Genomic DNA, 20,799 nt, shown 5'->3' with positions numbered 1-20,799 from the left:
GATATTTTCCAAATATGAAATGATTTTGACTATTTCGATGTGACTTTTCTTGATAACAAAGATGTGAGTCTTTTTTCAACTTTTAAAGGACAAAAAATTACTTTAGATTGGGAAGCGGACATTTTCGCTCTATCGAGGGATAAATTACAAAAAAATGAGCGTTTAGATTTTGATGCACGCTGTTTTGGCTCTACTTTAATTGTGAAAAAGAAATTTGAAAATCATATTAAAAAATTATTGCCAAATGAAGTTGAGATGCTTCCAGTAAGGATAAAAGATATTCCAGAGGAGTACCTATTTATAAATGTGTTAAAAGTTATTCCAGCCATTGATTTTGAAGGTTTAGATACGCAACAATCTCTTAGTATGCTAAGAAACAAGGAAATAAAGTTCAAGATAGACGAAATATCAAATGAAATCCTTTTTAGAGATATGAAAATCAACTTTTATTACTGCACTCAAACGTTTATTGATTTTATTGAATGTTATCAAATTAAAGGATTGTTTTTTGAGAAAGTGGGATTTGCAACGTGAGGGCACTAAATGCTTTCAAGTCGAAGAGCGTTCAGCAATAATATAATTCTGCTATTAGAAAAGCTATGGTCGAGCGAGCAGTGAAGGAGGCTTTAAAGGACAATGAAGAACCTAGCGCATTCGATTTCTAAAATTGAAAATACTAGTAAGTTGCGATATTTAGGAACATTTAATGAAACGAAACAAGAGTTAGAAAAAATTTATAATCTCCCTATTTTAAATCAAACACTTTTGAAATGGTATAGTGATTTACCAAGAGATAAAGACGTAATGTTTTTGTGGACGAACGATTTCTATCTATTTGGAATAGAGAATCTAACGGTAGCTTTAGAGGGCTACAGGTTTATTAGAGACGATAAAGGGTGGATAGATAGCTCAGAGACATTAAAATGGCAGGAGAATTGGATCAATATTGCCAGTTGGAGCGGAAACCCAGTCATTGCAGATATAAGTAAAGAAGAAACGCCAATTTATTACGATTATGCAGGAGGGGATTTTTCCCCGAAACTACTTGTGGATTCACTGGAAAAGTTCGACTATTTTTTGTCAGTATGGCTTGATACACATGAGGATAGATATTATAAAAGCGGGGAATATCAATCTGATTTTTTTAATTATATGGAGAAAGAGTGGAAAGTTAAATTACATAATGAAGAAATTAAATTATTATGCGACTTTCTTCCGGTTGCAAAATCAAAAGTAAGTTTTGTCCCAATTGATTCCAAAACTAACGGAAAAGTGAAAAAATATTATGTGTATCTTGAGCATCCAGGTGATCATAAATCAAAAGTGATTCTAGCATTAAAAAAAGAAACGGGACTATCATTCGAAGAAATACTAAATCGTTTAAATAGTAATGAGTTTCTAATAGCTGAGGGATATGGGGAAAATACTTTAGTTTTAGCAAATTATTTTATTTCTTTAGGTGCGAATGTGAAAATTAAGAAAATCTAAAATATTATAGTGAGTTCTTGAGCTTGGCTTATGTTAAAGAAATACAATTACATATAGCAATAGACTTAATTAAATTTATTAACCAACTAGCTAACGATAGGGGTAACTTAATGAAATATTTTATGTTAGTCAATGATAGAGATACTTCTCCCATTTATTTAGATGGGGTTTTGCACGAAAGCTTTATTGAAGAAAAATATGTAGAAGGAATGAACTATGAATGGAATCGGCCATTTATTGAACAAATGGCGTTTCCCAAAGACCTTTGGTTAATAACGAGAAGCAAAGTTCAATTTGATTATTACGAAAATTTCTTCGGTCATATACTGTCTGAAAAGTTTTTATCTGTAATGAAAGAAGGGAATGCATTGCAGGATTATGTTATAGCTAATTTGGAAATTGTAAGTACAAAAGGTAGCCCAAAAGTAAAGGATGTATTTTTCTTTATGAAATGTATTAATAGACAATCATTGGTTGATTATGAAAAGTCTGCGTTACTTACAAGAGAAGTGCCAAGCAATGCAAAATTAAAAGTTGGTGGAAGTTTTGTTGATAGATATATTAATTTGGTGTTAAAAGATACGGACTGTGATTTATTTCAATTAAACGATCTAAAACTAGGAAGATACTTATTTTGTTCGGAGAGATTTAAATCATTGTGTGAAAAGAATGATCTTAAGGGGATTCAATTTATGGATTTAGCGTTAGTGCCTAACTATCTACAATCTATAGTGAATTAACGAAACAGGGGTGAATTTAATGAATAATACAGCATTATTGTTCGAAGAAGGTTATTGTACCAATATTATAAAAGATGCACATTTGCTAACGAATAGTGTAACACTAGAAATCCCTATAAATGACACTGTAAGCCAATACGATATTTGTAAATTTAAATTGATTGTTGAAGAAGTGAAAAATGGAACACAATTATTGTTGGACTCTTCTACATTAGGTGAAAAAATAACAGAAGTACTATATAACGACGTAACTTTTATTAAAGAAGATTTTATATGTTACATGCATGAAAATAATTTGGAGTTACAAAAGCAAAGCCAAAATAAAGTTATTCAACAGGCTTTTAAAGAGGGGGCAGTTTCTAAAAAAAATGCTTATCGAAAAAATTGTCCGGAATTAAAAGGGGATTACAATATCAAAATTCAAGTTTTTCGTCATGGGATTCAAAAACCTGATTTTTTATCGTCAGAAGCTCCTCTGTTTTTAACCGATTATGAACACAAGATAGAGACAGTTACTGTCTATGTGCTTATATTCAAAAACTCTATTGATATATATAAGAATAAAAATGTTACCAAATCTACGGTTTATGGTGGTTTAGGGCATCTAGGTTTTTTTATGGTGGATTTAAAACTTTTTAGTGAATTTATAAGAAGTGAAGTTGGGGATAAGCCATTAAACCTTGTTGAGTTATTTACTACAACCAATTTAGTTGATAAATGTTTTGAAGAGGGAATATTAATTATTACTTGGGGAATTAAGCCTTGGCATTATTATATTCAAGCAATGAATAATTCAATTCTACTTGATGAATGTATAGTTAAAGGAACCTACAAAATTAAAAATGAGATAAAGGAGTTATCTGTAATTCCTGGTGACGAATTACTTAGATGGCCGGCATGTCTTGAAAAAAAATGGCCAACCATTTGTTTGGAGGGTACTGGTGAAAAAATTGATCTTACTTTATATACTTGGTCAGGTGCACTCGGAAATGAAATAATTCCTATGTATATTCTTGAAAGAAGTGAAGAAAGGATAGAGAATGTAAATCCTATTATTAATTACAGTTTCATTTAAATTTAAGGACTGAAATAGAAGAGGCATTTTGATATTAGGAATGAAACCACATGAAGTAATAGCTGCAAGAATTTTCGAAAAGTTATTAATCACAATACATAGAGTAATGTTCACAATGAGGAAAAAATGGGGGGATATAATTTGAAAAAATATATGATAGTAAATGACAAACTCACGACACCTATTTTCTTAGATGGCGTAATACATGAACATTTTGATGAAACAATGTATCACGAGGGAATGGGGTATAGTTGGAATCGTCATTTTTTTAACAAAGATGATTTGCCGAAAGAATTGTGGTTCATTACCACAAGCAAAATTGAATTTGATTATTATGAAAGTTTTTTAGGGCATATTGTTGAAGAACAGTTATTAAATTTAATAGTTGAGTCGAAAGCGATACAAGATTATGTCATAGCAAAACTACATATAGTTAACACCAAGGGAAAGTCAAAAGCAAAGAAAAATAAAAACTATTATTTCATAAAATATTACGATGGTATTTCATTGGTGGATTATGAAAAATCAGAATTTATTTCTAGAGAAGTACCTAAAAATAAAAGTTTTAAATCGGAAGGAACCTTTGTTGAAAAATATCTGAAAATAATTTTTAACAATACAGATTATGATGTCTTTCGTTTAAAGGATTTAAGATTAAGTTCATACATATTTTGTTCAGAGAAATTTAAGAAACAATGCATTGCACTAAAATTAAAGGGGTTAAAATTTATTGATCTAAATGACGTTGCAACACATATTAACTCCCAGTAGGTTGTAAATGAAAGAGCTGAAATGACTGATTGTATTTCATGAAAATAAGAACGGCTAGGTGAAAAGATAATCAGAGAATATGCAAACTTAATGTACCGTAAAAATCTAGATTTTACTGGACGGTTGAGGGGCTACCACTTCTTAGTAGTCAAAGCCATAAAAGGAGATTTCTATGTATAAGAACGAAGCTTTAAATATCGTTTATGAACATATTTTAGGGGAAGATTCAATATTAATTCAATTGAGAAGGGGGGAAGGATTAAATGAGAATCAATTTAATGAATTAATCACTGCTATGCAGTTTTTAATAGTTGAATTTAAGAGCTTAGATGTTGTTCCAAAAAAACTTGCATTAGCGTTTGTAGATGTAAGTAATTATTTTTATTTTAACGAAAATAAATATTGTTTGGAAGAACAAAACATTATTGAAGATGCTGTTCAGATGATTAGTCAATTGGCAAATGAGTTATTTGACTCAAACAAAGAGTCGGATGACTAATAATTCCATTATTTCCCGGTTTACGAAAATACATATACTCAGATAACTAAATTAGGAGTTGATATGATGTCAGTGGAAATTACGTTTAAAGATGTTGAAAATGAATCCATTGTGCCCCGACTCGGCGGGTATAGCTTCTTGCCTAAAAATATTGATTGGCCATTAAATCCAAATGGAGATAAATTAACACTTGTATTTTGTTTGCCAACAAATTTCCTTAATGAAACGCTAAATTTAAACTTACCAAAAGAACAGTTCCTCTCTGTATTTACAACGTATAAAAAGAATGATTACTTTTTAGATTACATAACTTTTCATGGAGATCAAGAAGAGTTAGCAAACATTAAACAAGGATTTACAAAGGTTTTATTACACGAAATTGGAGAAATTCGAAATGAATCCAATTTCTTAATACCTGCACAAGCGTTTATTTTAGGCGACAAGTTGAATTTGGACTATGAGAATTTTGATGGTGAAGATTTAGATGATATTGAGATTTATTGTGGTTCATTAATGGGCAATAAAGCATCTTTGTTACAAAAAGAAGATTTAGGTTTAAAAGATTATCAATTTTGCCTACAAATTTATGGCGGTGATTTTCCAGAGGAATTTCGTAATATCTTTAGCCTAAGCGATTCAATAGGATATTTATTTTTAAACAAAAATTATAATCAGAATGACATAGGTATTTTTTTACTCAATGTACTTAAGGGTCTTTAAAATGGTGAATCATAGGAGAAACGCAGTGAGTTAGGAGGGCTAGGATGAACTCAAAAGTACTTGAAATTCGAAATGAATTATTAAATCAGTGGACTGAAGTAGAGCAGATTATAGATAGGATGATTACTACAAAGTTATCTGAGGTTTCTTATTGGAAATTTGCTTCTGATGAATATTATACGCATTTACCATATTTTCATGAGATCAATAAAGCTTGCAGAAAAGAAAAAATTAAAGGTGTTCTATTGGTTAAAGAAGGTAATGTACGTAGTCCAGACTTTGTTGAACTTACATAGTGTTGTTAAGTGGTTAAATGTAAGTTGTTTCTACGATAGAATAAAAATGGTATTATATGTTGTGAGAAGTGTTTTTAATAGGACAATCAACATCAAAGGAGGAACCATTGTGAAAAAACTTGATGCTAAATTCGAATACTTGTCGGATATGTACGAAGATTCGTATTATCCAACGTTTTTAGTAAATAAAATTAAAGAAAATATTATGAAATTAGTCCATTTTATTGAAGAGGGCAATCATACCATTGAAGAGGTGCTGGAAAAGTTGGATGAAATGACTGTAGCAATCAATGAACTACAGGATGAGTTTTATGAACACGATAGTGAAATTGAAACGGTGGCACGAGATTCAATCGCCATAACAGTAGAAGAAATTTTACAATATTTTGAGATTGATATAGATATCGAAGAAGCGTTAAGAGAAAGAGATTGGTGAAGAATTAACTGAGTTTCAATGAGGAAAGTGGATGTTCGATAGAAGATGGTTATAGTGTTTTTATCAACTTCTAATTATATTGTCTTAAATTAAAATTTGTTTTCCTTAAAGAATAATAAATTGTAGAATCCATAAAAAGAACGGAGCTTCATTCACTTGATTGCCTAATAAGCAACAAGTGTTTTTTTATGTTTAAGATAACATTATAAATGCTAAGATCTCCAAATACAAACGCACACACATAAAGATGCACACTTTTGATTCACTTTCTCGCATACTAATCATGAGTTGGATTTTAATACTCTATTTATCCTTCAATTGAAGTAAGGTTTATAGAGCATATATACTCCGAATTTGGAACTAATACTGATAAAACTATTTTAAATTTAGGCATGAACCCAATCAGCGATTATTCGGAAAACCAAGGGAATATTTTTTGTTGGTGAACTACGTCTTATTCAACCGAAAAGTTATTATTATAAAGAGTTGAAAAATAATAATTATTCCTTTTTCCGCAAAGAGAAGAGGAAGGCTCTATTGATTATATGGATTATGTGTTCATCTATATAAGCATAATGACACAGGAGAATATGAAAACAAAAAAAGTTAACAATCTGCTTTGACAAAAAAGGCTGAAAATTTTAAAATTTTAATATAGGAGGTTGTTTCAAATGAAGAAAAATATAAGTTTTATTATAGCTTTCTTTTTAATAATAATGGTCTCACTATATTTTTTAAATGAATACAAAAGAAAAAATCTTGTACAAGATTTTTTCGATACTGATTCTTTAGCTGAAGAAACCCATGATATTAGTATCATAGATACAGAGCGCAACGTTAAAACTATCAAAAAAGATAGTACTGTATTCCCGACTTTCCTAAATTTACTAGAAAAACTAGAAATAAAACGAACTAGCTCTACTTTTACTTACACAGGGTTCTCTATGATTATTTATCACAACAACGATTTGCATGTTATTTATCTTAGTGAAAACGGACTGTTAACTTTTAATCACAAAACTTATGAAATACAAAATAAACAGGCATTTAAAAAATTCCTTGATATTGTAAAAAAAGAGGCGGAGCCAAAATCATAAAATCTTTTATATAGGTACATCGGTTTTAATGAATTTCTGCTAATAGCAAAAGCGATGACTCCTACTCAGAATGCACACAGCGTAAGACAAGGGCATTCTGAGCGTAAGCAGAGGAAATATTGCCTTGAACAATAGTGAAGTCAGTGTTCCCTGTCGCCAGGTTATTGAATGCCAAATAGTTAACTCTAAATGTAATAGAAACATAAGTTTTATTTTCATTGAAAATCCTTAATAGTTTATTTGGGAATCACCTTCTTCTGCTACTCGTAAAACTTCATTTTTTTCCCACTTCGACACTTGTAACTGTGAAAAGATCTAGTAGCACTACGCCATTAATTGCTACATCAAACCAAAACAATGACAAAAGCATTCAAAATTTTGCAATGCAACAACAAAAAGACACCGTATCTATCTCGAGTGAAGCAAGAAATAGGTTACTGACGGCTCGTGCTTCTGTGAGACCTAACTCATGGGTAGATACAGCGTTAGATTGGGCAAAATCTACCGTTAGTTGGCTTAAAAAAGCGGGTCAATTTGCTGTAGATGCAGCAAAAGAAGGCATTAACTTTTTAGTACTTGATGATGTTAGAACGATTTTTAATCCGAATGCGGGCATTACAGAAAAAGGGGTAGCGTTAGTTTCCCTCTTCCCAGCAGGAAAAGTAGTGAAATCAGGGAAATTATTCGAGCTATTGAGAAAAGCGGGGAAATCCGCGGATGTTGATGCCTTTGCTGGTTTAGGTAAAATTCAAAAGTTTAATGCTAAAGGGATTTTATTAGATGGAGATAGCCGTACGGGTTGGGAACATATTTACAAAAGACATGTTGCGGGAACTACTGCAAATAGGGGGACCACATTATTTCCTAGAGCACTCGGTGATGCACAGATTAAAAATTTAATTATGGAATCATTAGAAAAAGGAACTTTAAAAAGTACGCATGCTAATGGAATGAAAATTTACACATACCGCCCAAGAAAATATGGTATTTCTGAGATGACAACAGTTGTCACAAAAGATAATATTATTAAAACATCTTATCCTAATGGTGGAACATCGGTAATAAGAAAATAAAGGAGGGAGCCTAACAATGAAAATTAGATTTGATTTAGAAGATGACGATTTATCAGTTCTGCAAAATAAGAATATCCGTGCTGATTTTTATCTCGACAGTTATTTAGAAGTATTTGTACTTGAAAATAATAAGGAAATTTTTCTCTTTTCCACAACAATACACAGTACAATTATTATTACATTCAGTCGACAATTATTAGAATTATACGAAACAGGTAAGAAACTTGTTCTTGATACTTTTGGTAATGCCAACGTCTATACTTTTAAAAAAGTGGGGAATAATATAGTTATTACCAATTTTGATGTATTCACTAATGCAGAAGCATGGCAATATACATTTGATTTTAATGCATTTTTGAAGGCTTATACAAACGAGTTACGAAGACATTTGCGAAATTTGACAGAAAAAGATGCAAACATTATAAAATGTTCAGACTTTATCTTATTAAAAGAAAGCTTAAAGAGTTTAGAAGCGGTTGCCAATGCAATTTAATTTAGAGAGGTAAGCTAACAATGAAAATTAGATTTGATTTAGAAGATGACGATTTATCAGTTCTGCAAAATAAAAACGTGCATGCTGATTTTTATCTCGATAGTTATTTAGAAGTATTTGTGATTGACGATAACAAAGAAATGTTACTCTTCTTTACAACGATACACAGTACCATAGTGATTGATTTCAATCAACTATTAATTGAGTTGCATCAAACAGGCAAGGAACAAGTTCTTGATACATTTGGTAATGCCAACGTCTATACCTTTAAAAAAGTAGGAAGTAATCTTCTGATTACAAATTTTGATGAATTCTCTAATTCAGTAGAATGGCAATATGCATTTGATTTTATGGCATTTACGAAGGCTTATACAAACGAGTTGCGACAGCATTTGAAAAATTTAGTAGAAAAAGATGCAAAGATTATCAAACGTCCAAACTTTATGTTACTTAGACAAGGATTAAATGAACTGGAAATAGTTGTAGCCCCGTGATATGAATCTTATTATTTGGAGATACCCGTATATTATGACAATGATAATTAAAACAAAGAAAGAAGAGGTTTCTCTATAGTTTTGAGATGCCTTTTCTTTCTTTGTTAGTTTACTATACGTCAATTTATGCTTTTGTAAATATGTATGGATAGAGTCCTGTTTGATGTATGTACTTCAGTTAGTAACAATCAAAAGAATACTAGAACTGCGCTGGAAATTAGGTAGAATTTACTTTTTTAGATTGTTTGACAATAATAAGGGAAATTTTTGTTTATTTACCGATATATATCGTAGGTAACAAAAAGGAGGTCAACACGTTTTGAATAAAAAATATCTTTTTACAGTAGCGGCTATTCCCGCAGCATTTGTTGTGCCTGCTGTAGCAGGGGCAGAAGAAGTAACGACCCTTACAATAACAGGTAACCCTTTAGTAGGTGTAACGCTTAATGCCGACTTAAAAGGTGCACCAGCTGGCACATACATAAAAAGTTATCAGTGGTATTATGTTGAAGGGGGTTCCAATAAACCAATTCCTAGTTCAACAGAGGCTACATTTAAATTACCGGTAGAGGCAGAGGGTAAAACAGTCCTAGTGGAGGCTGTGACGACGACAGATACTAAATATACGAGTAGCCCAATAGTGGTACCCGAGTTGTCTTTAAAAATTGAGAAGCCTTCTTTTGAGGGGTACGGTCCTCAAAATAATGTATTACCTGGTGACACAGTGAAAGTAATCGGAGCTAAAGTTACTGATACGAAGGGTGCTGTAATTCAAAGTAATCAAATTACATATAGCTATGAATGGTTTTATAAAACGGGTGATGTGTTTACGATTATTTCGGGAGTAAATACAGAGTCCTATACGATTCCTAAAGATGCGCTTGAAACAAATAAAAAAGATATATCGGTCAGAGTAATTGCGAAAGTCGGTACTAAGAGAGTGGAATCTGATTTCACAGAAGTGCTGACCGTTTCGAAACAGCCAATTGAAACACTTGTGACGAGCATTACGAATTTACGCAAAAGCGATAGCAAGTATCAGGTAACAGATTTTGCATCATTTGAAGCGAATGTAAAAGCATTAGAAACGAATTACCAAGCTCTTTCAGCTACTGCAAAGGCAAGCATTACGAACTATGATGTGCTAAAGCGTGCATTGGCAGATGTTGAGGCTATTAGCAAATTAAATAAGCAATTAGACAATATTAAAACAGTTGAGCAAAAAGACCTGGCGAAATATATTAGCGATCTAGAAGCGTCGTATGACAAGCTTGATTTATTACAACGTAGTTTAGACGTAAATGATACTTTGTACAGTGGTATTAAAGCTTTAGTGAAAGAACCATCTGATACCGCAGATTTAGCAGAAGTGAGAAGAATTAATAATGAGATTGTGGCGCTATTAAACTATGATAGTGCGCTCATTAAGTATGCCCCTAACAGTGTCGAAGCATTACAGCTAGCGGTAAACAAAATAGAAGCTGATATTGCGAAACTATCGAAAAATTATCAAGTGGCTGTACAAAATCAAACGATACTTAAAGACGCTAAGCAAGATTTGAAAAAGATAGAACAGTTTATTAAACTTTTTGATAAATTGACAGCGAATACGACAGCGAACAAGCAGGTGACAATTGCTAAATCCATTCGCTCTAGCTATGAAAAATTAACGTATAAACAATTGCTTTTAGTGCCAAATGACTATAAAGTGAAGTTGCTTAATGCGGAAAATGCAGAGCAGGATATGATCGATCGTTTGAATGCGGATATTAAATCGTATATTGGCGATAAGCAATATCAAATTAAGCCTACAGCAGATACATGGCAAGGCTATGTGAACAATATTAATAAAATAGTGTCAGATTATAAAAGTTTAACAAAAAATTCAGCGGCTAAAATTATCGACTATGACCGTATTTTAATCATGCAAAAAGACTTTAAAGCGGCTGAAAAAGTGATTAAAGATATGGATGGTTACAAAAAGCTTGCCAACACAGCTGGCGTGACAGAAAGTAAGCTGAAAACGAGCTACAGTAATACACTAAAAGCATACAATAAATTAACGACTTTACAGCAATCACTTGTTTATAATGCGCAGGAATTTTTAAATAGTTCTCCAACTATAACGGTAGGAAATAATGGCAATGAACCTACTGACAAGGCAGATGCTGAAGCACTGAAAGTTAAAATACAAGCTTTCACCAATGTAACAAGTTATACATTTACGCAATTTGAAGCGGAAGTAGAAGAGGCAACAAAGCAATATAAAAAATTATCATCTCCAGCACGAAAATATGTAACGAACTATGATTTATTAACTACAGCGACAAAAGATCTTACTGGGGTAAGAGCATTCCATAAAAAAGTACAAGCAGCTCGAGAAGAACTAGATGTTGCAAAGCAAACGAAAAAAATTCAATCAGTCGAAGCAGCTTATGCGAAATTGCCTGCCAATCAACAGCATTTAGCGAAAGCGCAGTACGAGGATTTATTAAATAATCGTTTAGTAGACACGACTGCACCTGATATTTCAAAATTAATACAAGATATTGCGGCAATTGAAACGGATGATTTATATAAAGTATCCATACAGGATATTCAAAACTTAGCGAACCAATATAATAAACTAAGTTCCAGCGATAAAAAACGTGTAACAAATGCGGCAATTTTAACAGCAGCTATTGCAGATGTTAAAAAGGTAGAGTCATTTATGAAGCAATACGATAAGTCGTTTGCAAGCAATCCGACAACAGTTATTAAAGCATTTGCGAAGCTAACATCTAAACAAATGAGCTTAGTCAGTGAAAATGTTCGCCAACAAATTATCGCCAAGGAGAAAGAACTTCAGCAAGCAAACGATATTGCATTAACGTTAATAGAGGACATTAATTCACTTGTCCAAAATGGCGATTATATTGTGACTTTAGAAGCAAAAGTGGCGGAAATTCGCACTGCTTACGATAAACTAACTGCTTCTGAAAAAAGCGTCGTAAAAAATTATTCGAAGCTGACACAGGCAGAGAATGACTTGAAAAAAGTAGCAGAGGTTCATGCGCTATATGTACCTGATACAAATGGCAATGAAGCTGCTCGCAAAGCTTGGCAAACTGCTTATGGTAAACTCTCTAAAAAACTAGAAAATCTGTATAAGAATATGTACGCAGGCGATCTGTAAGCAGACTTCTGTGTAATCTGTAAAAATAGTATGTAAGGGGAAAGACAAACCTTACATACTATTTTTGTCTTAGTCTAACAGGGGCTAATTTGGTATTATATTTAAGGTAAGGTTTGAGAAGTCATTCATTGTGTATACTAAGTCCGAAAAGCAGTAACTGTTTAGACATTCTCTTTTGTCATACCTTATGACAGACGCTACAATACATGGTTGACTTAGATTAATCAAATAGAGTCTTCGTAGTTCAAGCTATGAGGGCTCTGTTTTTAACTAGAAAAGGAGAGCACAGCAATGCGAATACATCATCATCAAGTTGAACATCACGATAGTCAATCGATAGGGCAGTGGGTTGAGCAGTTCCGTCCCTTTGCTAAAGAAGGGAAATGTGCCAGCTATATTCCAGCTTTAGCGCAAAAAGATCCACAACAACTAGCCATCTCCATTATTGGACCGAATAGTGAACAAATCGTTGGAGGGGATGTAACGGAATTATTTACCCTCCAAAGTGTTTCAAAAGTTGTGACCTTTATTTTAGCTTGTATGGACCGAGGGTTGCCGTATGTTTTAGAACGGGTAGATGTTGAGCCTACTGGGGATACGTTCAATTCGATTATTCGTCTTGAAAGTCATCAGCCTGGCAAACCTTTTAATCCGATGATTAATGCAGGAGCGATTACAGTGTCCTCGATGCTGGATGGCAGTTCGCCACAGGAGAAAGTGGCTAAAATCCTGTTGTTTTTAGAACAAATGGTTGGCAAACAGTTAAAGGTAAACGAAGAAGTGTTTCAATCTGAATGGCAAACAGCTAATCGCAATCGATCATTAGCCTACTATTTAATGGATTCGGGCTTTTTAGATTGTCCAGTTGAAGAAGCATTGGAAGTTTATTTGAAGCAATGTGCAATTGAAGTCAATGTTTCGGATTTAGCAATGATTGGCTTAGTAATCGCGAATGATGGCTATCATCCACAACGAAAAATCCAGCTTTTTCCAAAACAAGTGGCTAAATTAGCGAAAGCCCTAATGGTGACATGTGGTATGTATAATGCATCAGGTAAGTTTGCTGCTTTTATCGGTTTGCCAGCTAAAAGTGGTGTCTCTGGTGCCATTGTTGCGGCTGTTCCCAATCACGCAAGCTTGGAATCGCCTTTTCCAACTGGTTGTGGTATTGGCATTTATGGGCCAGCTATTGATGACATTGGAAATAGTGTAGCAGGTGTAAAGTTACTAAAGCATGTTGCAGATGAGTGGAATATGACGATTTTTTGATGTTAAAAGTAGTGAATATATCTTATTACGGGAGGGTGCTGTCCGCAGGTACACACGTAAACCGCAACCGTCGTAAAAGACAGATTGTTGCGGCTTACGTTCCCACTAGAGTCAACTTTTTTTAAATAGCTTTAATTGATTAACAATAGAAAGAAATACATTTAAGTTGTACTTGATGGCTGGTGCTTTTAAATTTCATATGCCTTGTGAAGTCATGTTTAAGAATACTTTTTCTGTTGTAGGGGTTCATTGTGTCATGCCAAGGTTATTCAATTTAATACCCGCTACAAAATGATTGATTATAAATATAAAACTATAGAAACACTTTTTGATATTTACTGTATATTTTTCTTTTTAGAAATTAAAGACATGCATAGATTGATAATAAAACCTATGATTATTAATACTTGTAGTAACGGCCATGTAATGCTTTCTTGGACTAAGCTTATTATGAAAAACACAATGACAACACTAACTAATGTAATCAATAGATTTTTCATTTTCATTGTTTTTGCCCCTTTGTATGAATAGTAGATGTTTGAATATCAAGTTCGCATTCTTGCTCACCAAGCCATTTAAAACATAAGGGTACAAATTTCTTAGGGACATTATAATTAAATAACTGAAAATTTTCAATATATAAATAAATGAAATTACACTATTTTTCTTTCTATTAATCACTCTAAAAAGTAGGTTATTTTTCGTTTTATAATATGTTTATTTTGGAAAAGGTAAAGTTTGTAAGAGGAGAGACTTGTTGGTTAATTGGTGAACTGTAGGCGGTTTAATCATCTATTATAATGAAAGACAAGACGCAATGCATTGTAATTGCGTCTTGCTGTGGATTTGTCGCCAATTTATAAAAATGCTGTTATCTATTGTTGATATTTTTGCTTTTATAAAGAATGAAAAGAACGATAAACCAGATAGGTGTTAGTAAAAGCGCTGTTCTAGTCGCTTCAGAAATCAACATAATTACTAACAAAAACGCGAAGAAAGCAAGTACTAAATAGTTCACAAAAGGTGTCAATGGTGCTTTAAAAATCGACGCTTCATGGAGGGCGCGATTTTTACGTTTATAGATAATATGCGAGATTAGAATAATACTCCATACCCAAATAAAACAAATAGCACTAATTGTTGTCACGACGCTAAAGGCGTTTTCTGGCATGAGCTTGCTCAGTAATGCCCCTATTGATACAACGATTGCTGAAAGAACAAGTGCGTTACTTGGCACACTGTTTTTATTTAGCTTAGCAAAAGAAGCGGATGCCTGCTTGTGACGGCCAAGATTATAAAGCATACGACTTGTAGAAAATAAACCACTATTGCCTGCTGAAGCCGCAGATGTCAGCACAACAAAATTGATAATACCTGCTGCGATAGGTATACCTGCTAATGAAAATACTTGTACAAATGGACTGCTTGTAGCAGACATTTCATACCAAGGGTTGATGCATAAAATGACTGTTAATGCGCCTACATAAAATAGTAAAATACGCAGTGGAATTTTATTAATGGCAGATGGAATATTTTTTTTCGGATCTGCTGTTTCTGCAGCAGAAACACCGACTAGTTCAACTCCTACGAAAGCAAAAACAACCATTTGGAAGGCCATTAGGAAGCCATAAATACCGTTTGGGAACAGCCCGCCATGTGCCCAAAGATTGTTTACTGATACAGTGCCAGAAGTTGTTTGAAAGCCTGTAAATAGCATGAATAATCCAATAATTATTAATGCAACAATTGTTACAACTTTAATCAGTGCAAACCAAAATTCGAGTTCTCCAAAAAGCTTTACTGTCAATAAATTAAGAAATAATAAGAGTACGAGACAGCCAATAGCGGGTACCCATTGCGGAATATTAAACCAATATTGTACATAGACACCGACGGCAATAATATCTGCCATCGCGGTCATTATCCAACAAAACCAGTAGGTCCAACCAGTAACATACCCAGCCCAAGGACCGATGTACTCTGTGGCGAAATCTGTAAATGATGTATAGCCTGCGTTTGATAATAGTAGTTCGCCTAGTGCCCGCATGACAAAAAATAAGGCGATCCCAACAATGAGGTAAGCCAAAATAATCGAAGGCCCTGCTAAAGCAATTGCTTTACCTGATCCTAAAAATAAGCCAGTCCCAATTGTTCCGCCAATTGCAATAAGTTGCACATGGCGATTTTTTAATTCTCGTTTTAACTGATGTTGTTCCAAGTTTATTCCCCCATAAGATGCGTAGAAGCGCTAGCTGGAAAATAAAAAAGAGACTAGTAGCAACACTAGTCTCGTAAACGTCAGAATAAAAATACCATGTCCGAAAGTTCAGTTTGTGAAAAATACAATATAACATTCGTCGTGTGGTATAGCTTTCATGGTGAAAGTTTATCTTACTCCTCTGTCCTTTTGCCTGAGATAGTGAACCCTTCGGCGACGCTAATTGCGCTCTCTCCAGAAATGCTCCTGCTATAGTTTCATCCATAGCATTCATAGCTTCAATCTTTATTTTAAGATATTATTTATCCTACCAATGACGAGCCAATAATACAAGGGTCAATTTTCAGTAGTATGCAGGAAAAAAGAAGAATTGGTTTCATGATGATATATTTGTTACAAAAAATAGTTATTTTAGACATAGAGTAATAGATACATTATCATTATTTTTACAACTACAAAGCTAAAAGAGGTGGAGGAATGGAGCGAGTAAAAGAAGCAGCACGGTTGTTAGCACTAGAAGGGGAGAGTAAACAAGCAAAATTATTATTGCTAGATGCATTTTCAAAACAGCCCAATTGTATTGTTGCGCATAATTTAGCAGATTACCATAAAGAACAGGAGCAATACGAAGAAGCATATCACTATGCATTACAGGCTGTTGCATGGCAACCAAAAACGTATTCCCCGTATGCATTATTAGGCGAATTGTCTATGCGCCGAGGTGACAATCATTCGGCACAGCAATGGCTAGAAAAAGCATATAACCGATTTCAATCACCGGTCGTAGCGCACAATTTAGCAACTCTGTACCAGGCACAACAAAAATATGAACAGGCTGCTCGCCTTTTTATAAAATCGTATGAAACCGAGGACTATGGGCTGATGCATGCTGTCGAATGTTTTGTGTTAGCCAACGATTTTCAGCATGCAAAAAAGTGGATAGCGATCATTGAACAAGAACAGCAACGCTTTATAGGTGAAGTAGAGCTAGGAGAGTTGTACGGGCGAATTGGAGATTATCAGAAATCCGCTGTGTGGTATGCAAAAGGCTACCAACATTATGCCCATACAGGTGAATGGATCGCTGATTATGTATGGGTACTACACCAATTAGGAAATGAAGAGCAGAAAAAAGCAGTGATTACAGCTTTTATGGAGCAATGTACACAAACAATGGCTGACTTGGCTGATAAGACGTTAGAAGATGGTTGGACGGAAGAAGAAGTAGCAGAAGAGGAGGCACAGCTTAGAGCGAATATGGAGCGGGTGAACAGTGCCCATTTACAGCACCACATTATGATGCAAAATGAGCCGAGTATCGCTTCACGCTGTTATACTTTTTTCTGTCCGATGCATGATGAAGGACATGGTGACAGCGAACTAGATGGTTAGTCGTTAGACAACTACTATTATATAGAAGAAACTCTGAATATTAGCAAAAAGAATCCTTTACCAAAACATTGGAAAGGATTCTTTTTATGAAAAAACCAAGCGCTAGTATCCTACTTCACGGAGGATAGGACTATGTTAAATAGTCGCTTTAGCCTGATTGACTTCACTTTGCTTATTGTTTTTTTGTTTTAATTTTACCAGTCCAATTACGGAAGCCGCCTTCAAGCTGGTAGATTTGATTGTAACCACGTTTTTTTAGGTAAAGAGCAGCACGCGCGCTACGGCCTGTATTTTGACAGTATAAATATACTGGTAAATCTGGGCGGATTTCTTTATAACGTTGACGTAATGCTGTAGAAGGAACATTTCGTGCGCCAAGGATATGACCTGCATCAAATTCTTTTTGTTCACGCACATCGATTAACTGCGCTTTACGGTAGCCTTCAATAAATTGTTCTTGTGTTAGGTTGGTTACGGCTTTTTTTAGTCGCATTGCATTAATTGCGATATATGCAATTAGCACTACTAAAACGACACCAATTGTGATAAGTATATCCAATTTCTTCTTACCCCTTTCTATCTTCTTTATTATTATAAAAGATGCGCTGGCGATAGTCCAATGAGTTTGATAAAATTAACTAGATTGTGGCTAGAAATGATTGATAGATGTAGGAGATGACATAATGACAACTTGGTATTTTCTAAATTCAGGAAAATGTAGTCCCTCTTTTAATATGGCACTAGATGAGGCATTGCTTGATTGGCATAGTGAGGGTTTAATTCCCCCTGTTATTCGTTTTTATGAGTGGGAGCCAGCGACATTGTCGATTGGTTATTTCCAACAAGCGAAAAGAGATATTAATTTAGATGCGTTACGTGAACAAGGAATAGGATTTGTTCGTCGTCCGACGGGTGGTCGAGCAGTATTACATGAACATGAGTTAACATATAGCGTTATTGTTACGGAAAGCTATCCAAATATGCCTGAATCCGTAACAGAGGCGTACCGAGTACTAAGTGAAGGAATATTGCAAGGCTTTCATAATTTGGGAATGGATGCCTATTTCAGTGTGCCTGACACAGAGGAAAAAAGGGCAGATTTGAAGCAGCCAAAAAGTGCCGTGTGTTTTGACGCACCGAGTTGGTATGAACTTGTTGTTGAAGGAAAAAAAATAGCGGGTAGTGCACAAACTCGTCAAAAAGGTGTTATTTTGCAACATGGTGCGATCTTACTTGATCTTGATGAGGATAAATTATTATCTGTTTTTAATTTTTCAAGTGAAGCGGCAAAAGAACGTATGCGCAAAAAGCTACCAGAGAAGGCAGTTGCTATTAATAGTCTTGTAAAAGAACCTGTGTCCATTGAACAATGTGTAACTGCTTTTCGAGATGGTTTTGCAAAATCGTTGCAAATTGAATTAAAACCATTTACACTTTCTGAGGAGCAATTAAAATATGTGCATGAGTTGGCAGAAAAAAAATATGCGCATGATGATTGGAACTTTAAAAAGTAAAATGTGGTATAAGAAAAATATTTTTTCAGCGTTTAAACCTTGTAATGGCAAGCAGTAACCAATCTATTTGAAATTGCAAGAGTTGAATTTAAAAACTATATATAGTATCTTTTTAAAAGCGACATACACAATATGTAGTGTTTAACAACACATGATATTGTGTATTTATTATTGTAAGGGGAGGCAAAACGATGGTACTTACAAATCATCAACCCGATGTAAACAAACAAATTGAACAGTTAAACAAAGATATTGAGCAATTCCCACAGGTTCACCCTGTCACGCCTGATATGCAAATCACACATAAAGGTGTATCAAGACTTGTGATGATCGACCGCTACTCATTTAAGGATACGGAAAAGAAAACGCTAAAAGCTGGTGATTTCGTCGTATTAACAGTGAAGGCAGATCCAAAATTCCCCGCACGTGGTTTAGGAACAATTCAACATATTGATATGTCTACAAAAACAGCAGATATTTTGATTGAGGAAGACTACCGTAGCGCATTAGATGATCCAAAAGAGCAGGAAACAGGTGTGATTACACGTTCAATTGACGTGCTAGAAAAGCCTCTTGAAATTTTTTATGAGCAAATTGCTAAACGTAATGCAACAGGGCTTGCTTCTGTTGAAAAAACAGCTGAAAAACGCCAAGAATGGTTTGAAAAATTTTATCAGCAACTCGTTTCATTAAAATTTGTACCAGCTGGTCGTGTCATATATGGAGCAGGTTCTGAAACAGATGTAACTTTCTTTAACTGCTATGTAATGCCGTTTGTAGCGGACTCACGTGAAGGTATCAGTGATCACCGCAAGCAAGTAATGGAAATTATGAGCCGTGGTGGTGGTGTAGGAACAAATGGTTCAACACTTCGTCCTCGCAACACGTTAGCACGTGGAGTGAACGGTAAATCGTCTGGATCGGTATCATGGCTAGATGACATTGCAAAACTGACTCACCTTGTCGAACAGGGTGGATCCCGTTAACCAAAACGGCGGGATTAAAATCTCGTGAATTGCTGGAACACCCTGAGAGCTTTTCTTGCTACAACGTAAACTGTGAAGTTAAACGTGAACGCTAAAAAAAGAAAAGATTGGGCAATCAGCAGCGAAGCATCTGGGGAAACACAGATGAACGTTCAACGACTATTGAAACTTCCTAAACTTTAATACCATTTTGGAGGTGTAAGCATGGAAGAAGTAAATCGTAATGTACGGAGACGTCCTTACGAGGCGCGAGACAAAGAACGATTGATTAAAAAAATTATTGAGTTACATGAAGATGGAATGAGCCAAGTAGATATTGCGAAAATGCTCAGTATCGGTAGAGGAACAATTCTTAGATGGAACAAAGAATTAGAACTTTTTAAACCGAGAACACCTGGTGAAGCAGGTAAGCTGAAAAATAAAAAATACCATTATAATGAAAACTACTTTAAACAAGTTGATACAGCAAATAAGGCTTATTTAGTTGGCTATATAACCGGAGATGGAACCATTTTTGATCGTGGGACTTCTAAACGCTTAGTGTTATCACTTGCAGAGCAAGATCGACAACTACTTGAAGATATCGCTAAAGAATTATATATGTTGAATGCAATTAAATTTCGACGACGGAGAGCATCCAATGAACAAAATAAATATGCCTTAACAATTAATTCAACAGAAATGTGTAATGATTTAATAAAATTAGGGATTACACCACGAAAAACAGGGTTTGAACGTTGGGTTAACTTTGGAAGAGAAGATTTACAGTGGGCATATTTAAGAGGTTTTTTTGATGCCGATGGACATATTTCAAGTCGAGGAAGACTAGGGTTTACAGGAAATAGTCAAATGCTCCTATCGTTGCTACAATTTCTACATGATAATCAATTAGCTTTATCTGTTCATAAACTTTATCCAAAACAAGGTTGCGTAGACTTGTACATCACTAGAAAAGATGATGTGAAAAAGATTGCTCAACAGTTATATAAGTTTGGCTCCATTCAACTCAATCGAAAATATGAAAAAATCAAATCCTTCTTTGATGATATAGTCTGATCTTATG

20 protein-coding genes, 1 pseudogene and 1 riboswitch are annotated in these 20,799 nt (G+C 34.3%); of the genes and pseudogenes, 19 read left to right on the top strand and 2 right to left on the bottom strand.

The window, feature by feature from the left end:
- The first annotated feature begins 39 nt into the window (after window positions 1–39).
- The 15 genes from MHH88_RS13690 (at window position 40) to MHH88_RS13620 (ending at window position 13,626) form a co-directional block, all read left to right on the top strand.
- Window positions 40–534, top strand: a complete 495-nt coding sequence (locus tag MHH88_RS13690) for a hypothetical protein (protein ID WP_339258733.1) — start codon at window positions 40–42, stop codon at window positions 532–534.
- 102 nt (window positions 535–636) lie between these two features.
- The gene (locus MHH88_RS13685) at window positions 637–1,488 is read left to right on the top strand and encodes a hypothetical protein (RefSeq protein WP_339258732.1); all 852 of its coding nucleotides are present in this window, start codon (window positions 637–639) and stop codon (window positions 1,486–1,488) included.
- A 23-nt stretch (window positions 1,489–1,511) separates the two neighbouring features.
- A complete protein-coding gene (locus tag MHH88_RS13680; protein WP_339258730.1) occupies window positions 1,512–2,228 on the top strand; it encodes an Imm43 family immunity protein in 717 nt (238 codons plus the stop codon).
- A 19-nt stretch (window positions 2,229–2,247) separates the two neighbouring features.
- Window positions 2,248–3,303 (top strand): hypothetical protein, encoded by a 1,056-nt coding sequence (locus MHH88_RS13675; RefSeq protein WP_339258728.1) that lies wholly within the window; start codon window positions 2,248–2,250, stop codon window positions 3,301–3,303.
- Window positions 3,304–3,444: 141 nt separating this feature from the next.
- Window positions 3,445–4,074, top strand: coding sequence for an Imm43 family immunity protein (locus MHH88_RS13670; RefSeq protein WP_339258726.1), 630 nt, complete (start codon window positions 3,445–3,447; stop codon window positions 4,072–4,074).
- A 172-nt stretch (window positions 4,075–4,246) separates the two neighbouring features.
- Window positions 4,247–4,573, top strand: a complete 327-nt coding sequence (locus MHH88_RS13665) for a hypothetical protein (protein WP_339258724.1) — start codon at window positions 4,247–4,249, stop codon at window positions 4,571–4,573.
- Window positions 4,574–4,636: 63 nt separating this feature from the next.
- Window positions 4,637–5,293 carry a DUF1963 domain-containing protein gene (locus tag MHH88_RS13660; protein ID WP_339258722.1) on the top strand — a complete coding sequence of 219 codons (657 nt, stop codon included), beginning with the start codon at window positions 4,637–4,639 and terminating at the stop codon, window positions 5,291–5,293.
- A gap of 44 nt (window positions 5,294–5,337) precedes the next feature.
- Window positions 5,338–5,589 (top strand): hypothetical protein, encoded by a 252-nt coding sequence (locus MHH88_RS13655; RefSeq protein ID WP_339258720.1) that lies wholly within the window; start codon window positions 5,338–5,340, stop codon window positions 5,587–5,589.
- A 109-nt stretch (window positions 5,590–5,698) separates the two neighbouring features.
- On the top strand, window positions 5,699–6,025 hold the full coding sequence (locus tag MHH88_RS13650) for a DUF5713 family protein (protein ID WP_337982480.1): 327 nt from the start codon (window positions 5,699–5,701) through the stop codon (window positions 6,023–6,025).
- Window positions 6,026–6,696: 671 nt separating this feature from the next.
- Window positions 6,697–7,122 (top strand): hypothetical protein, encoded by a 426-nt coding sequence (locus MHH88_RS13645; RefSeq protein ID WP_339258717.1) that lies wholly within the window; start codon window positions 6,697–6,699, stop codon window positions 7,120–7,122.
- Between the two features lie 383 nt (window positions 7,123–7,505).
- Window positions 7,506–8,195 (top strand): hypothetical protein, encoded by a 690-nt coding sequence (locus tag MHH88_RS13640; RefSeq protein WP_339258715.1) that lies wholly within the window; start codon window positions 7,506–7,508, stop codon window positions 8,193–8,195.
- Between the two features lie 16 nt (window positions 8,196–8,211).
- The gene (locus tag MHH88_RS13635; RefSeq protein WP_069513068.1) at window positions 8,212–8,688 is read left to right on the top strand and encodes a hypothetical protein; all 477 of its coding nucleotides are present in this window, start codon (window positions 8,212–8,214) and stop codon (window positions 8,686–8,688) included.
- 20 nt (window positions 8,689–8,708) lie between these two features.
- Window positions 8,709–9,182, top strand: a complete 474-nt coding sequence (locus tag MHH88_RS13630; RefSeq protein WP_339258713.1) for a hypothetical protein — start codon at window positions 8,709–8,711, stop codon at window positions 9,180–9,182.
- Between the two features lie 319 nt (window positions 9,183–9,501).
- A complete protein-coding gene (locus tag MHH88_RS13625) occupies window positions 9,502–12,357 on the top strand; it encodes a hypothetical protein (protein ID WP_339258711.1) in 2,856 nt (951 codons plus the stop codon).
- 291 nt (window positions 12,358–12,648) lie between these two features.
- Window positions 12,649–13,626: a glutaminase gene (locus MHH88_RS13620; RefSeq protein ID WP_069513071.1), complete on the top strand. Its 978-nt coding sequence runs from the start codon at window positions 12,649–12,651 to the stop codon at window positions 13,624–13,626.
- Between the two features lie 871 nt (window positions 13,627–14,497).
- On the opposite strand, the gene MHH88_RS13615 is transcribed toward MHH88_RS13620, so the two are convergent.
- The gene (locus MHH88_RS13615; RefSeq protein WP_024361210.1) at window positions 14,498–15,844 is read right to left on the bottom strand and encodes an amino acid permease; all 1,347 of its coding nucleotides are present in this window, start codon (window positions 15,842–15,844) and stop codon (window positions 14,498–14,500) included.
- Between the two features lie 171 nt (window positions 15,845–16,015).
- A riboswitch (glycine riboswitch) is annotated at window positions 16,016–16,092 on the bottom strand.
- A 229-nt stretch (window positions 16,093–16,321) separates the two neighbouring features.
- On the opposite strand from MHH88_RS13615, the gene MHH88_RS13610 reads away from it, so the two are divergent.
- A complete protein-coding gene (locus tag MHH88_RS13610; RefSeq protein WP_339258708.1) occupies window positions 16,322–17,236 on the top strand; it encodes a tetratricopeptide repeat protein in 915 nt (304 codons plus the stop codon).
- Window positions 17,237–17,408: 172 nt separating this feature from the next.
- Here the strand turns inward: MHH88_RS13610 and MHH88_RS13605 are convergent, their stop codons facing one another.
- Entirely contained in the window at window positions 17,409–17,795 is a 387-nt protein-coding gene (locus MHH88_RS13605) for a rhodanese-like domain-containing protein (protein ID WP_024361208.1), read from the bottom strand.
- A gap of 124 nt (window positions 17,796–17,919) precedes the next feature.
- Here MHH88_RS13605 and MHH88_RS13600 point away from each other — a divergent pair, with 124 nt between their 5' ends.
- The 3 genes and pseudogenes from MHH88_RS13600 to MHH88_RS13590 all read left to right on the top strand — a co-directional run bounded on the left by MHH88_RS13600 (window position 17,920) and on the right by MHH88_RS13590 (window position 20,792).
- Window positions 17,920–18,750, top strand: coding sequence for a biotin/lipoate A/B protein ligase family protein (locus tag MHH88_RS13600; RefSeq protein ID WP_069513073.1), 831 nt, complete (start codon window positions 17,920–17,922; stop codon window positions 18,748–18,750).
- Window positions 18,751–18,941: 191 nt separating this feature from the next.
- Window positions 18,942–19,733 (top strand): annotated as a pseudogene (locus MHH88_RS13595) (ribonucleotide reductase N-terminal alpha domain-containing protein); the annotation flags it as partial.
- 207 nt (window positions 19,734–19,940) lie between these two features.
- Window positions 19,941–20,792 carry an LAGLIDADG family homing endonuclease gene (locus tag MHH88_RS13590; protein WP_103976296.1) on the top strand — a complete coding sequence of 284 codons (852 nt, stop codon included), beginning with the start codon at window positions 19,941–19,943 and terminating at the stop codon, window positions 20,790–20,792.
- The last annotated feature ends 7 nt before the right edge of the window (window positions 20,793–20,799 follow it).

This window comes from Lysinibacillus sp. FSL K6-3209, from assembly GCF_037976175.1.
Classification (GTDB): Bacteria; Bacillota; Bacilli; order Bacillales_A; family Planococcaceae; genus Lysinibacillus; species Lysinibacillus sphaericus_D.
The sequence above is the reverse complement of the archived record's forward strand: the minus strand, read 5'-3'. Positions and strand labels throughout refer to the sequence as shown.

What these genes read in the sequence shown, in the direction of transcription:
- MHH88_RS13685 (WP_339258732.1), top strand. Translation starts at nt 637, where the DNA reads ATGAAGAACCTAGCGCATTCGATTTCTAAAATTGAAAATACTAGTAAG.
- MHH88_RS13640 (WP_339258715.1), top strand. Translation starts at nt 7,506, where the DNA reads ATGCAACAACAAAAAGACACCGTATCTATCTCGAGTGAAGCAAGAAAT.
- MHH88_RS13660 (WP_339258722.1), top strand. Translation starts at nt 4,637, where the DNA reads ATGATGTCAGTGGAAATTACGTTTAAAGATGTTGAAAATGAATCCATT.
- MHH88_RS13635 (WP_069513068.1), top strand. Translation starts at nt 8,212, where the DNA reads ATGAAAATTAGATTTGATTTAGAAGATGACGATTTATCAGTTCTGCAA.
- MHH88_RS13630 (WP_339258713.1), top strand. Translation starts at nt 8,709, where the DNA reads ATGAAAATTAGATTTGATTTAGAAGATGACGATTTATCAGTTCTGCAA.
- MHH88_RS13590 (WP_103976296.1), top strand. Translation starts at nt 19,941, where the DNA reads ATGGAAGAAGTAAATCGTAATGTACGGAGACGTCCTTACGAGGCGCGA.
- MHH88_RS13645 (WP_339258717.1), top strand. Translation starts at nt 6,697, where the DNA reads ATGAAGAAAAATATAAGTTTTATTATAGCTTTCTTTTTAATAATAATG.
- MHH88_RS13655 (WP_339258720.1), top strand. Translation starts at nt 5,338, where the DNA reads ATGAACTCAAAAGTACTTGAAATTCGAAATGAATTATTAAATCAGTGG.
- MHH88_RS13600 (WP_069513073.1), top strand. Translation starts at nt 17,920, where the DNA reads ATGACAACTTGGTATTTTCTAAATTCAGGAAAATGTAGTCCCTCTTTT.
- MHH88_RS13620 (WP_069513071.1), top strand. Translation starts at nt 12,649, where the DNA reads ATGCGAATACATCATCATCAAGTTGAACATCACGATAGTCAATCGATA.
- MHH88_RS13610 (WP_339258708.1), top strand. Translation starts at nt 16,322, where the DNA reads ATGGAGCGAGTAAAAGAAGCAGCACGGTTGTTAGCACTAGAAGGGGAG.
- MHH88_RS13675 (WP_339258728.1), top strand. Translation starts at nt 2,248, where the DNA reads ATGAATAATACAGCATTATTGTTCGAAGAAGGTTATTGTACCAATATT.
- MHH88_RS13665 (WP_339258724.1), top strand. Translation starts at nt 4,247, where the DNA reads ATGTATAAGAACGAAGCTTTAAATATCGTTTATGAACATATTTTAGGG.